Below are 13,010 nucleotides of genomic sequence, written 5' to 3'. Positions count from 1 at the left end.
GGGGAATTGAGGAATACATTTGCATTAATTGCATTAATTGCAGGGTTTTTTATGGCAATTTTAGATTCAAACATTGTGAATATCGCATTACCAGAAATGACAAAGACATTTCATACGTCAATTGACACCATTTCTTGGATTGCTAATAGTTATAACGTTGCCTTTGTATCGTGTTTATTAATTGCAGCACGTCTTGCGGACCAGTTTGGTCGCAAGAAGCTGTATATTATCGGTTTATTAGGGTTTTCTATTAGTTCACTAATGTGCGGTATTGCCACTTCTTTTCATACATTAATAGCCTTTAGGATAATACAAGGAATCTCAGCAGCGGTTATCGTACCAGTTGCTATGCCTCTTGGTCTAAAGTTAGTACCGAAAGAGAAACAAGGTATGATAGGCGGTATTATGGGGGCTTTCGGAGGGTTAGCAGCGGCAATTGGGCCTTCACTAGGTGGTGTTTTAACTGATAAATTGAATTGGAGCTGGGTGTTTTTTATAAATGTCCCAGTAGGTATATTATCTTTAATCTTCGTGATTCTTTGTATTAAAGAATCGTATGATCATACTGCAAGTTCTAAAATAGATTGGGCGGGTATGATTACCTCTGCATCTGCACTATGCTTACTTGTATATGCACTTATACAAGTAAATACAAATCAATTAAGCACGTTAAGCTTAATTCTTCTTTTTATGCTCTCATTAATAAGTTTTATATTATTTTTCATTATCGAAAAGAAAAGTAATAATCCGATGTTACCTTTAAAGTTGTTTTCATATAAAGAGTTTTCAATTTCAAATCTTTCCTTATTTTTCGTTGGTATGGGATTAATGAACTTTCTATTTATACTTGCTTTTTATTTCGTTCAAGTAGAAGGTATGTCTGAGCTACAGTCAGGCTTAATTATTAGTACTTTAGCAATTGTTTCAATGATTGTTACAGGGTTAGTAACACCAATTGCGGCGAAACGAGGTAGTTTATTAATAGGTAGTATAGGGATGATTGCTTTTATTATAGCCTCGTATTTATTTAGTCATATAGATTCAAACTTTACTACATGGGATTATATATGGCGATTAGTGATCGTTGGAATTGGAACAGGGTGCACATTAGCACCGTATACAACAACTGCGGTTTTAAGTGTGCCAGCGGAGAAAACAGGTGTTGCTTCAAGCGTATGTAATATCTCTAGAACGGTCGGAAGTATTGTAGGGGTAGCAATACTGGTCATGTTTTTGAATCATCAATTGTTAGTTGAAAAAGAAAAAGTAAATAAAGAAGTAATGACTGTGATTGAAAAAAGTAATGTAACAACTATAGAAAGAGAACAGGCGTTGCAAGCGATGAAAGGAATTGATAAAAATAAATACAGCATATTAAAGTCTGAAGAGGCTAACAAGTTATACGAACAGATGAAGCAGCAACATAAACAAGGAATTGTATATAGTTTTAATAAAACATTTTTAATGGGTGCAGTTATTTTTACTTTAGCGCTCATTAGTAATGTAGTTAGTATGTATGTTAGTAGGAAAAAAGGTACAATTTCGTTAAAAGGTTAGTTTTATTCACATAATATTATTATGTAAACAAAATGACGAATGTACACATAGTTAAATATTTTTACTTTTACTATGGTTACAAAAGTATGGTGTCCGCAGGAGGGATTATATAAGTAAACACAAAAAAATCATAGAGACTTCAGACAGTATTAGGGAAGAATCATCCAACACAAACATATAAAAAGCTCTAGAAGCATTTTTTCCGGATGGAGTAGATTTGTTTTATAAAAAGGCAATACGACCAGTAGTATTGCCTTTTTAAATTTGTACTAACGATTATGAAATCATGTCAACTATTTTAAGGTTCAGATAAAATATATATTAATGTACGCTCGGGTTCGCGTCTTTTTTCGTCTTAGTCAAATAAATAACTAAGCTCAAAATTGTTACGAGAAAGATTACGCTTGTTCCCACTGTACCGAGACCAAGACCACCGGCATCGTGAGGCTGTGATAAATAATCTCCAAAAGAGGCGCCGAAAGGACGAGTTAAAATATAAGCGATCCAAAAGGCCAACACTGCATTTAATTTGAAGCGATAGTAAGCGACGGTTACAGCCCCAATTAAAGCGGCAAATATGAGCGCTGAAATCCAGTAACCTAAGTTGAGACTTTCTGCTACGAGATCACCAGCTGCAGTACCTAATGCGAAGGTGAATAGGATAGCCAACCAGTAGAATACTTCACGTTTTGTTGTGTAAATAGAGTGAATGGACAGTGTCTTCTCACTCACATACCAAGCAGTAAAAGTTGCCAGTAGCAAAAGGGTGAAAACGATGGTTGTAGTCTCTAAAGCGACCCCGAAGTTGTCCGTAAGATTGTCGGTGACTAGCGTACCAACAACACTAATTAGCAAAACAGTGAGCCAGTAAACCGAGGGAACATACTTCTTCAACCTGAACTGGAAGAACAGTGTGATGAGCAAGAGAGCACTCATAACAAAGGTCGTTTTAGTCAAGCCGAAGTTCAAGTTTGTATTTAAGAAGTCCGCGCCTGTTTCGCCCACTGTAGTTGCCATGATTTTGATAATCCAGAAGAAAATCGTGACTTCTGGAACTTTGCTCAGCATTTGCCAACCTCGTGATGAAACAGAAGTGACTTCATCAGGAAGAGGGATATTATCTCTATTCTTATTTTGGTCCGTCTCATAATTTTTCATATATGATTCCTCCTTACTAGTTATTTATGTATAAACTGAGTGTAACTAATAAGAATGAGATTCAGATGAAATTAGGATGAAAAGAACATTAAAAAAAGATGAAAAAAGAAATGAAATACATCCAGCATAGAAAAAGAACGATTCTTCCCATAATTTTTATGGGGAAAATCGTTCTTTTTTTGCTAGAAATATAAACTATAAATTTCAGTATCGACTATTAAAAGGGCGGAATACTTTGCGGGAAGTTGAAAATGTTTTTTGGGTCATATTTAGCCTTTACTTCCATTAACCTATCAAAGTTACAGCTATAGTAAGCATCTGGCCAATCTTTAATGGAAAGGTCAGGTGTATTAACGTAAACGCCTTTTGTGTATGGTAACATTGCTAATCGGAAATCTTCGGTCCATCGAATGCTTGCGGCAGCACCTTCTTCTTGATCCCAAGTGGAGAATATTGACATGTTCGAAAGTGCTTTTCGGTAAAAATATGCTGTAGAATCGTTCGATACGTCTGCTACGGCTCCGCCTAAGCCATGGAAAAATAGAGAGGTTGTTGCATGCTGCGGTGAATTGTTTATAAAGTGCTCGATGATCGTGAGTGCTTCTTCAGGCAATAGTGCATACAAATATGGACCTACACTTTTAAATGGTAAAGGCGCTATAGGTTGTGTTGCAGCAATTCGTGTTGCAGCTTCTACCCAAGGTATTTCTTCTATAGTTACTGTTAACGGTGAACCAGCTTGTAATAATGGCTGCAGAAGTGCTTGCAATTCCTGAACTGAACCTAGGAATACTCCTTGCATCAATAACGATGGTTCCACCCCTGAAGACATGAAGAGGGTGCTTGTAAATCGCTTATCAGCGCAAGGAAGGGTGTATTCTTGCCAAGAATTTAGTACAGATTTTAAATCTTTTAAGTCCCAGCTTATTTCCGCAAATCCCACTGTATTAATTTTATGTGTTCGAAACTTGAAGGAAGTACATATTCCAAAGTTACCACCACCCGCACCTCGATATGCCCAGTAGAGATCCGAATTATGATTAGCGTTGGATCGTATAATACAACCGTTCGCGTCAACCATCTCTAGCTCAATTAAATGATCAAGAGTTAATCCCCATGGACGGGAGAGTATACTATGTCCACCGCCTAATGTCACACCTGCAATACCAGGAGTAGGACAAACGCCGCTTGGCACAACTAACCCTTCAGCTGCGAGCGTTTCAGTTAAAGAAAGGTTTCTCCATCCAGTTCCGATTGTAACAGTCCCACCATTATGATCTATTTCTAATTGCTTCATTTCACTTACATCAATTACAATTCCAGCATTGTTAACGGATAACCCTTCGTAATTATGACGACCAGAGCGCATGCGCATAGGTACGTTATGCTGTCTCGACCAGCGAACTGCATTTACTACATCCTGTGTATTTTGAGCAAAGACAATGATTAATGGGAATTTGTTGAAAAATGTGTTGAATTCCTCTCTAGCGGAATTATATTCTGGATTTCCGGGAGTTACGATACGTCCTGTAAGTTCAATATTTTGATTACTCATTTAAGTCTTCTCTCCTTGTCACATAATAAAATAGCTAAAATGTTAGTCGTCAGGTGTAAAATCAAATAGAAAAATAGAACTGACTATACGTTATAAGTAGATGAATGAGTGAGGGGGATTATTCCTAGAATGGGATTTTCGGGCCTATCGGGGAATCGAGATAATAAATAAAAGGCAACACTACATGTATCTCAAATGTAGCATTGCCTTAATAAAGTTAAATATATATACTTAAAATTTCCCCAGGTAATCCATCAATCTCACAAACTACATCTGATGTAAAACCAACGTTTGTTAATATTTTTCGAGAGGGGATATTATTTGGATCGATAATTGCCTTTAGTACGTTTACATCTGTCTGCTTCGCTATTTCAATTAATTCTCTTGCAATATAACTACCATATCTTTTTCCCCAGTGCTCTGGCAAAATCATATACCCAATTTCAGCTTCTTTTACATTATCTTCATTCACTGTTACATGTCCAAGGCCGATAAATTCATTTGTTGCACTGTCATAAACTTTATAAGACCCAAACAGTTTATGCTTTTCATTGCGCCTTAACAATTTTTCATAGTCGTTTTGTGCCTCTTCTAGCGGAATAGCACGCTCTGTAATTTGTGCCATCACTCTTTCATTTGATACGAGCTGGAAATATGGACTAAAATCTGTTGCTTCAAATTTTTTGAAATGCAGTTTATGCATAGGGTTCCTCCAAACGAATTTTTATTTGTTCTTCAGAAAAGATAAACGATAGTTAAATAGTGATCTCTATTTGATTGCCTTCCGGATCACTAATTACACTTTCGTAATAGCCATCTCCAGTGAAACGTGGTCCATTTAATAAAGGAGAACCAGCTTCTTTTAACGTTTTTGTTAGTTCATTTACACGTTCTTCACTTCCAACTGAGAATGCCATATGTGCATAACCAGTAATATTAAGGTTAGGCTCATTTTCTATACCTTTTTTACGCATAAGTTCAAGCCTTGCTCCAGATTCGAACGTAATAAAATAAGATTCAAATTGCTTTGCTTCGTTATGATATAAAGAGTTTGCTTTACCATTAAAGTACTTTGTATAGAAAGTACGCATTAATTCTAAATCATTTACCCAAAGTGCTATATGTTCGATTTTCATTCGTTTCACCAATCCTATCTTTATGTAAATTTGAAAATATGTACTCTGTAATAATTAGCGAAATTCAACAACACTAATTAGATGTTCACTTTATTAAATTTGCATGCATATTGCAAGAAATAAGAATGGACGTTAGGAAAAAGCGGATTGTAATGAAAAAATTTTATTAATGGTATTAGATAATTTTTAAGTCATAACATGCATACAATGTCTAATTAAGTGAATTACGTACGTCAAAATTTCAAATAAGGAGGGACATTTGTGGGGCAATTTGAACAAATGGTGATTGTCGGTATTTCCATGTCTTTTATACTGTCTATTATGATATTAGGGTCTACATATTATAATCCTCGCCTTTGGTTAAATGATTATCCGAAAGATATTCAAAAAGTAGTTTTGCCAAAATCAATAAATGAGAAAAAACAAACATTTTATTTCGGAATTATTTACAATATTATTCTCTTCGGAACGCCTTTAGTTTCTACATATATACTACATCACCATGGAAAATTATTGTATATTGAAGCCTATTTATATACTTTTGGGATTGTAATGATTTTCAATTTAGTAGATTTATTAATAATCGATTGGCTTATATTTTGCTGGATTACTCCGCGGTTTGTTGTTATTCCTAGTACTGAGGGAATGAAAGGATATAAAGACTATAAGTTTCACTTAAGAGGTGCAATAGCTGGAACGCCATTTTTAGCAATTGTAAGTTTATTCTTGGCAGGAATTGCGACAACGATCTAGTGTGAAGTAGAAGGTCATGAAGAGTTTATAGAAGATAAATAGATTTATAATGTATAGAATTAGAAATGAAAATTTGATAATATTGGAGTAGGAAGTTTTAAAAACAGTATATTAAGTGGTATTAATATACTGTTACAAATGTTTTGATACTCTGTGGAATTCCCTAATTTAATGGAAGGATTTCATAGAATTCAAAAAAATGTAATGGAGGCTATTATGAAAAAAATAATTGGCGCAGCAACAGCAACGTTTTTTGGATTGGGGGCATTTACTACAACTGTTACCGCAGAAACGATCGTAACAGCAGATGTACTCAATGTACGTGAAAAACCGACTACAGAATCAAAAGTTGTCGAAAAAGTAAAAAATGGGCAAGAGTTAAAAGTCATAAATACCGAAGATGGGTGGTCAAAAATTGAGTTAAATGGTAAAGAAGTATTTGTAAGTTCGGAGTTTACAAAAGATATTTACCATGTAACAGCAAATTTGTTAAATGTACGTACTGAAGCAAACACAGAATCAGAAATTCTTGGCAGACTGAAACAAGATGATGTAATTGAATCAACACATCAAGTAAAAGATGGCTGGCTGCAATTTGAGTATAAAGGAAAAACAGCTTATGCAAATGTTTCTTTCCTATCAAGTACAGCGCCAATTGAAAAGAAAGCTGAAGAGAAAACGAAGCGAGTAGCGAAAGTACAAAAAGCAGTTAAAGCAAAGGAAGTAGTAAAAACGCAGAAAGAAGCAAAAGTACAAGAAATAGCAAAAGCGAAAGAAACAACAAAAGAGCAGAAAGAAACGAAAGCAGAAGAAATAGTAAAGCCTAAAGAAGAAGCGAAAGTAACAGAGAGAGTAAAAGTTAAGGAAGAAACGAAAGCAGAAGAAATAGCAAAGCCTAAAGAAGAAGCGAAAGTAACAGAGAGAGTAAAAGTTAAGGAAGAAACGAAAGCAGAAGAAATAGTAAAGCCTAAAGAAGAAGCAAAAGTGCAAGAAATAGAAAAAGTAAAAGAAGAAGCGAAAGCGCAAGAAATAGCAAAAGCTAAGGAAGAAGCAAAAGTACGAGAAATGGAAAAAGAAAAAGAAGAAGCAAGAGCGCAAGAAATAGCAAAAGCTAAGGAAGAAGCGCAAGTACGAGAAATAGAAAAAGCAAAAGAAGAAGCAAAAGCGCAGGAAATAGCAAAGGCTAAGGAAGAAGCGCAAGCACGAGAAATAGAAAAAGCGAAAGCAAAAGAAGCAACAAAGACACAAGAAGTATCTAAAAATAACAAACAGTCTGCTAAACGTGAATTAACGGTAGTAGCGACAGCATATACTGCTGATCCAAGTGAAAATGGTACATATGGTGGACGCGTTTTAACTGCGATGGGTCATGATTTAACGGCAAATCCTAATATGAGAATTATCGCAGTAGATCCGAAGGTAATCCCATTAGGATCTAAAGTATGGGTAGAAGGTTATGGAGAAGCTATTGCTGGTGATACTGGTAGTGCTATTAAAGGAAATCGTATTGATGTTTTAATGGGTTCAAAAAGTAAAGCTATGAACTGGGGAAGACAAACTGTTAAAGTAAAAGTTTTATAATAATTATAGTTATCCAAATAGAAGTCAGTTCTCTAATATTGAGACTGGCTTTTGTTTTTGAGTTAGTGTAATTCATTGGGGAATTTTGTTGATCTGACATAGGCTTTTTAAGGGATGTGTTGCTAAATCTGCACCAAAACTTAAATTAAACATGAAACTTGTATTATGTCTATAAAATACAAATATATTAAGAACGAGCTGAGTTTTAATTTTTATTTAAGTGAGTTTGTGGTTTGGTGTGGAACTGAAATTTATCGGGAAATACAGAATACTAGTATGATGGCAATGAAGAGTTAACGTATAATGAAATATACAAATAAAACCGATTAAATCATTTACATAGCATTTTTATATAACATAATTGTTGGAGTAATCAGGCTGAAAGTGATGAAGTTGCGGTTTATTGGCAATTATATTTTGAATTACAATATTGTAATTCAGTTTAAAGGACAGGTGTATTTCATGAAAAAAGTAAGAGGATATATTGAAACAAAGAAACAAGGAGTATTTGAATTACATATAAAAGAAACCGAAGAAAAGTTAGGTGCTATTTTTCCAGCACAATATAGGGATCTTTTTAAATTAGTTAATAACGCCGAAATAGGAGAATGGATACTATATCCTATTAAAGATAATAGAAATTTAGTGAAAACTTGGGATGATATAGTTAGACAAAACGTTGAGTTGAGCGATGAGCATATGCCTGAAGATCTTATTATAATTGGTGACGATGGTTCAGGGGATAAATTGTGTTTTAAAATAAATAACGGAATAATGGATGATGAAATATATATTTGGTATCACGAAGATGCTGAAATTGAAGAAATAGCCCCAAATTTAAAAGGTTTTATTATAGAAACTATTCAGGAAGATGACGACTTGTAATGTTTATTTTCTTATAATAAAGTGGATCAGATTTAAATGAAGCGAGGAATAAAAATGACAATGGAATTATATGGCGAACATTGGGATGGAATAAAAGGGTATAGAGTAATGGAAGGGAAAGATTCATATAATCATTATTTCGGTGGTCAAGATTGTGAAGTACCATTGTGTAAGTTATGCGGTGAGAAAATGCATCAAATTTTTTGTTTTGATTTGAAAGATGAGAAACTTGCTGAACTTAAAAATGATGAATTGATTGTATTACCATTCATCTCTTGCTTGAATTGTGCGATGGTGTGGGAGCCGCAATATTTTCAATTAAGTAATGGGGGCAAGGCGGTACAAATAATAAAACAAGACAATACGGAAGAGTGGATTATGGAAGCTGAGGATAAGCTACCGGTCAATCTTCCAAAAACTAATGTAAAGCTCACGAATATGAAAAATGAAGATATACCTACTGATGAAGATAGTTACTGGGAAGCTTTTGACTTATTCGGTTCGGAATATATATGTAGATTGTTAGGAGCGCCTTTATATGGTGATGTTCCAGAAGATTTAGGATGTCCAACTTGTTCGAAAGAGATGAAATATGTTGCTACAATTACACAAGATCTTGAAGAACGGGAACTTATTTCAGTAGTTGATTTTCTGTTCGGTGAGATGAATATATATTATTACTTATGTAAAGATTGTTCCGTTATGAAAACTGAAATTCAAGGAACATAAAAGAATAAGACTGACATAAAAAATCAGTCTTATTTTTGATGTGTCACATCATTAACAATCGCATGGAATATATCTTTTTGCGTGAAATCATCTGTAAAAATAGTTTCTCTATCAACTTCAATTGTATCGTGAGGGTTATACCATTTACTTAATAAATCCTCACCAAACTCATGCCGTTTTTCTCTTGTATTATGCCGTCTAATCGTTTCTTCAAGTGATAAATCAAAATAATATGTATTGGCATTTCCTTCAAAATAATGTATTAATTCTTTTAACATATCACCGTACCTACGACTGTTTAGTATACCTTCTAAAATAACAAATTCACATTTTTCTTTTCCATACTTCGTAATTTCAAATAGTAAATCATGAGATAAGTTACCCATTGTGTCGTGCACTTTTAACATATCTCTACGTACGACATCTTGAGAGACTAGTAGTGTCCCTTGGCCAAAATGCTCTTGCAGTTCTTTTGCGATTGTTGTTTTGCCACTTGCGGAGTTTCCTCGAAGAATAATTAATGTTGACTTCAAATTCTCATCTCCAAATTGTTTTAGTTTTTTGCTTTGTTACATTGAAAATTGTTTTAGTAAGCGCTTCTCGCCAGTTTATAGAAGCTATTGCTTTCAAAGTGATATGGGACATCGCAAATAACCTCCAGTTTATTTGTTGTTTGATTATAGGAATACTTTATTTTAAAGATACAATATTTTCTTGAAAAATAAACAGAATTATTGTAAAGTAATGATAATTAAAATTTATATTGTTTAAAAGCTATGAAAGGAAATAGTAACAAGTATCTTTTCTTTTAGAGAGTCGGTGGGTGGTGTAAACCGATAGAAAGCGCTTGTGAATCCGTCCTTGAGCGAAATGTGGAACCCTTCAATGTGAAACCCTTCAATGTGAAGTTAGTAATCGTTTCCGGTTAAAAACCGTTAATTTTTTAAGTGGAAAGCTTTTATATTCTATGCTTTCAACTAGGGTGGCAACGCGGGTTAACTCTCGTCCCTTTTATAGGGACGGGAGTTTTTTGTGTTTTTTTAGTGAAATTCCCTATCTTAAAAGCTTAACGTGAATGAAGAAGATGACATTAGTCACTTATTAAAGGAGAGATAAGACATGTTAGATGTAAAAGTATTACGTGCTAATTTTGAAGAAGTAAAGAAAAAATTGATTAATCGCGGTGGAGAGTTTCTTGAATTGGATACATTTGAAGAATTAGATCAAAATCGTCGTGAACTGTTAGTAGAAGTAGAAGAATTAAAAAGTAAACGTAATGGAGTATCTGAGCGTATTGCGAAGTTAAAGCGTGAAAAACAAGATGCAAATGAACTTATTAGTGAAATGCGTGAAGTAGGAGAAAGTATTAAAACGTTAGACGATGAGTTACGTAATGTAGAAGAGAAATTGAATTCTATATTATTGGCATTACCAAATATACCTAATGAAACAGTGCCTATTGGATCATCAGAAGACGATAATGTTGAATTACGTAAGTGGGGAGAAATAAACGAATTTTCATTTGAAGCAAAACCACATTGGGAAGTTGCTGAAAAATTAGGATTACTAGATTTTGAGCGAGCAGCAAAAGTAACAGGAAGCCGCTTTGTATATTACAATGGCTTGGGAGCACGTTTAGAGCGAGCGGTAGCTAACTTTATGCTAGATTTACATGTTGAAGAACATGGATATACGGAAGTAATTCCACCGTTTATCGTAAATAGCGATAGTTTAATAGGAACAGGACAATTCCCAAAATTTAAAGAAGATGTATTTACATTAAAAGACACAGATTACTCTTTAATTCCAACAGCGGAAGTACCATTAGCGAACTATTATCGTGACGAAATATTAAATGGTGCAGAATTACCTATTAATTTTACTGCTCATACGCCATGTTTCCGTTCTGAAGCTGGTAGTGCAGGACGTGACACGAGAGGGCTTATTCGCCAGCACCAATTTAGCAAAGTTGAAATGGTTAAGTATACCAAGCCAGAAGAATCATACGATGAGTTAGAAAAATTAACTGCGAATGCCGAAAAAGTACTACAATTATTACGATTACCTTATCGAGTTATCGTATTATGTACAGCTGATATAGCATTTCCAGCTGCGAAAACATATGACATTGAAGTTTGGTTACCAAGTTATGGGGGATATCGTGAAATATCTTCTTGCTCAAACTGTGAAGATTTCCAAGCGCGTCGTGCAAGCATACGTTTCCGTCGTACACCATGTGCAAAACCAGAATTTGTGCACACATTAAATGGTTCTGGGTTAGCTATAGGGCGTACAGTAGCAGCTATTTTAGAGAACTACCAACAAGAAGACGGCTCAATTATAATCCCAGAAGTATTGCGTCCATACATGGGGGGAGTAGAGGTAATTAAATAAGAAAGATGATGATGTAAAATAAAGTTTAGCAGTTTATAAAATACTAGCAACGAGGTGCTACATGTTATTTCAAAAAGAAAATTTATTAGTTAGATACGTAATAAAAAACGATGCACCTATCATTTCAAAATGGCTAACAGACCCAGAAGTCCTGCAGTATTACGAAGGACGAGATAATCCGCAATCTGTAGAAAAGGTACTTGCCCATTTTATACATAATCCAAACAGTAATGAAAAAAGATGCTTAGTAGAATTTGATGAAATGCCAATCGGTTACATTCAAATGTATCCAGTTGATTTTGAATGGAAAGCGTTATATGGATATGAAGAATCGCAGAATGTATGGGGCATGGACCAATTTATCGGTGAACCGATCTTTTGGGGAAAAGGAATTGGAACAAAACTTGTTCAAGCAGCAATTACATACATTATGGAGAAATTGGGTGCGGAAGCAATCGCGATGGATCCTAGAGTAAATAATGAACGTGCGATAAGCTGTTATGAAAAATGCGGATTTAAAAAGGTGAAGATACTAAAGAAACATGAACTGCATGAGGGGAAATTAGAAGATTGTTGGATGGTAGAATATAAACAATTATAATAAATATGCAGGGGCTTATAAAAATAAAGGGAGCTGTGTGAAATGAAAAAGGCATTACTAGTTATTGATGTGCAAGCGGGTATGTATACAGCAGGAATCCCAGTACATAATGGGGAAAAGTTTTTAGAAACGTTGCAAGAGCTCATTGGGGAATGTCGTTCAAATGGTATTCCGGTTATTTATGTACAACATAACGGGCCAAAAGGTCATCCGTTAGAAAAAGGTACAGATGGCTGGAAAGTGCATGCGGCGATTGCTCCGCGAGAAGGGGAGCTTGTCGTTGAAAAGACGACTCCAGACTCATTCCATAAGACAAACTTAAACGAAGTGTTACAAGGAAAAGGGATTGAGCATGTTATTATTTCAGGAATGCAAACAGAGTACTGTGTTGATACGACAACACGAAGAGCGTTTAGTGAAGGGTATAAAGTAACATTAGTAAGTGATGCACATAGTACATTTGACACAGATGTATTACGCGCTGAAGATATTGTAAAACATCATAATGTTGTGTTTGGGGCATTTGCAGATGTTATTACGTTAAAAGATTTAAAAGTAAAAGCGTAATTACAGAAGTTGCTGTCTCTTAATGGGGCAGCTTTTTTATTTGAAGATAGGCTATCAAACGTTGTCGATAAATCGATATTTCTTATCGAATCGT

At 34.8% G+C, this 13,010-nt stretch carries 13 protein-coding genes and 1 other annotated feature; of the genes, 8 read left to right on the top strand and 5 right to left on the bottom strand.

The window, feature by feature from the left end:
• Positions 1 to 6 precede the first annotated feature (6 nt).
• Positions 7 to 1,557 (top strand): MFS transporter, encoded by a 1,551-nt coding sequence (locus tag MR155_RS10120; protein ID WP_242309533.1) that lies wholly within the window; start codon positions 7 to 9, stop codon positions 1,555 to 1,557.
• A gap of 321 nt (positions 1,558 to 1,878) precedes the next feature.
• Here the strand turns inward: MR155_RS10120 and MR155_RS10115 are convergent, their stop codons facing one another.
• From MR155_RS10115 to MR155_RS10100, 4 genes are all read right to left on the bottom strand, one after another.
• A complete protein-coding gene (locus MR155_RS10115) occupies positions 1,879 to 2,715 on the bottom strand; it encodes a COG4705 family protein (RefSeq protein ID WP_242309532.1) in 837 nt (278 codons plus the stop codon).
• 217 nt (positions 2,716 to 2,932) lie between these two features.
• The gene (locus MR155_RS10110; RefSeq protein ID WP_242309530.1) at positions 2,933 to 4,270 is read right to left on the bottom strand and encodes an FAD-binding oxidoreductase; all 1,338 of its coding nucleotides are present in this window, start codon (positions 4,268 to 4,270) and stop codon (positions 2,933 to 2,935) included.
• 217 nt (positions 4,271 to 4,487) lie between these two features.
• Positions 4,488 to 4,973 carry a GNAT family N-acetyltransferase gene (locus MR155_RS10105; protein WP_088039607.1) on the bottom strand — a complete coding sequence of 162 codons (486 nt, stop codon included), beginning with the start codon at positions 4,971 to 4,973 and terminating at the stop codon, positions 4,488 to 4,490.
• A gap of 52 nt (positions 4,974 to 5,025) precedes the next feature.
• Positions 5,026 to 5,406, bottom strand: coding sequence for a VOC family protein (locus MR155_RS10100; RefSeq protein WP_002142261.1), 381 nt, complete (start codon positions 5,404 to 5,406; stop codon positions 5,026 to 5,028).
• 261 nt (positions 5,407 to 5,667) lie between these two features.
• Here MR155_RS10100 and MR155_RS10095 point away from each other — a divergent pair, with 261 nt between their 5' ends.
• The 4 genes from MR155_RS10095 (at position 5,668) to MR155_RS10080 (ending at position 9,354) form a co-directional block, all read left to right on the top strand.
• Entirely contained in the window at positions 5,668 to 6,159 is a 492-nt protein-coding gene (locus tag MR155_RS10095; protein WP_219302797.1) for a nitroreductase, read from the top strand.
• Between the two features lie 216 nt (positions 6,160 to 6,375).
• On the top strand, positions 6,376 to 7,740 hold the full coding sequence (gene entB, locus MR155_RS10090; protein ID WP_242309528.1) for a cell wall-binding protein EntB: 1,365 nt from the start codon (positions 6,376 to 6,378) through the stop codon (positions 7,738 to 7,740).
• A 462-nt stretch (positions 7,741 to 8,202) separates the two neighbouring features.
• A complete protein-coding gene (locus MR155_RS10085) occupies positions 8,203 to 8,625 on the top strand; it encodes an SMI1/KNR4 family protein (RefSeq protein WP_098498497.1) in 423 nt (140 codons plus the stop codon).
• A 54-nt stretch (positions 8,626 to 8,679) separates the two neighbouring features.
• Positions 8,680 to 9,354, top strand: coding sequence for a hypothetical protein (locus tag MR155_RS10080; RefSeq protein ID WP_242245797.1), 675 nt, complete (start codon positions 8,680 to 8,682; stop codon positions 9,352 to 9,354).
• 29 nt (positions 9,355 to 9,383) lie between these two features.
• On the opposite strand, the gene MR155_RS10075 is transcribed toward MR155_RS10080, so the two are convergent.
• A complete protein-coding gene (locus MR155_RS10075; protein ID WP_242309526.1) occupies positions 9,384 to 9,887 on the bottom strand; it encodes a kinase in 504 nt (167 codons plus the stop codon).
• A gap of 234 nt (positions 9,888 to 10,121) precedes the next feature.
• Positions 10,122 to 10,367: a binding site (T-box leader), on the top strand.
• Between the two features lie 106 nt (positions 10,368 to 10,473).
• Between MR155_RS10075 and serS the strand changes: the two genes are divergently transcribed.
• From serS to MR155_RS10060, 3 genes are all read left to right on the top strand, one after another.
• A complete protein-coding gene (gene serS, locus MR155_RS10070) occupies positions 10,474 to 11,748 on the top strand; it encodes a serine--tRNA ligase (RefSeq protein WP_242309524.1) in 1,275 nt (424 codons plus the stop codon).
• 61 nt (positions 11,749 to 11,809) lie between these two features.
• On the top strand, positions 11,810 to 12,349 hold the full coding sequence (locus MR155_RS10065; protein WP_242309521.1) for a GNAT family N-acetyltransferase: 540 nt from the start codon (positions 11,810 to 11,812) through the stop codon (positions 12,347 to 12,349).
• 42 nt (positions 12,350 to 12,391) lie between these two features.
• Positions 12,392 to 12,916 (top strand): cysteine hydrolase family protein, encoded by a 525-nt coding sequence (locus MR155_RS10060; protein ID WP_242309520.1) that lies wholly within the window; start codon positions 12,392 to 12,394, stop codon positions 12,914 to 12,916.
• Positions 12,917 to 13,010: the final 94 nt, after the last annotated feature.

Source organism: Bacillus cereus group sp. BfR-BA-01331, assembly GCF_022663915.1.
Taxonomy (GTDB): domain Bacteria; phylum Bacillota; class Bacilli; order Bacillales; family Bacillaceae_G; genus Bacillus_A; species Bacillus_A mycoides.
Note: the sequence above shows the minus strand (reverse complement) of the source record. Positions and strands in the feature narration are given on the sequence as shown.

Excerpts from the sequence above, each read along its gene's own strand:
- MR155_RS10115 (WP_242309532.1), bottom strand. The coding sequence starts at position 2,715 with ATGAAAAATTATGAGACGGACCAAAATAAGAATAGAGATAATATCCCT.
- MR155_RS10110 (WP_242309530.1), bottom strand. The coding sequence starts at position 4,270 with ATGAGTAATCAAAATATTGAACTTACAGGACGTATCGTAACTCCCGGA.
- MR155_RS10105 (WP_088039607.1), bottom strand. The coding sequence starts at position 4,973 with ATGCATAAACTGCATTTCAAAAAATTTGAAGCAACAGATTTTAGTCCA.
- MR155_RS10100 (WP_002142261.1), bottom strand. The coding sequence starts at position 5,406 with ATGAAAATCGAACATATAGCACTTTGGGTAAATGATTTAGAATTAATG.
- entB (WP_242309528.1), top strand. The coding sequence starts at position 6,376 with ATGAAAAAAATAATTGGCGCAGCAACAGCAACGTTTTTTGGATTGGGG.
- MR155_RS10085 (WP_098498497.1), top strand. The coding sequence starts at position 8,203 with ATGAAAAAAGTAAGAGGATATATTGAAACAAAGAAACAAGGAGTATTT.
- MR155_RS10080 (WP_242245797.1), top strand. The coding sequence starts at position 8,680 with ATGACAATGGAATTATATGGCGAACATTGGGATGGAATAAAAGGGTAT.
- serS (WP_242309524.1), top strand. The coding sequence starts at position 10,474 with ATGTTAGATGTAAAAGTATTACGTGCTAATTTTGAAGAAGTAAAGAAA.
- MR155_RS10065 (WP_242309521.1), top strand. The coding sequence starts at position 11,810 with ATGTTATTTCAAAAAGAAAATTTATTAGTTAGATACGTAATAAAAAAC.
- MR155_RS10060 (WP_242309520.1), top strand. The coding sequence starts at position 12,392 with ATGAAAAAGGCATTACTAGTTATTGATGTGCAAGCGGGTATGTATACA.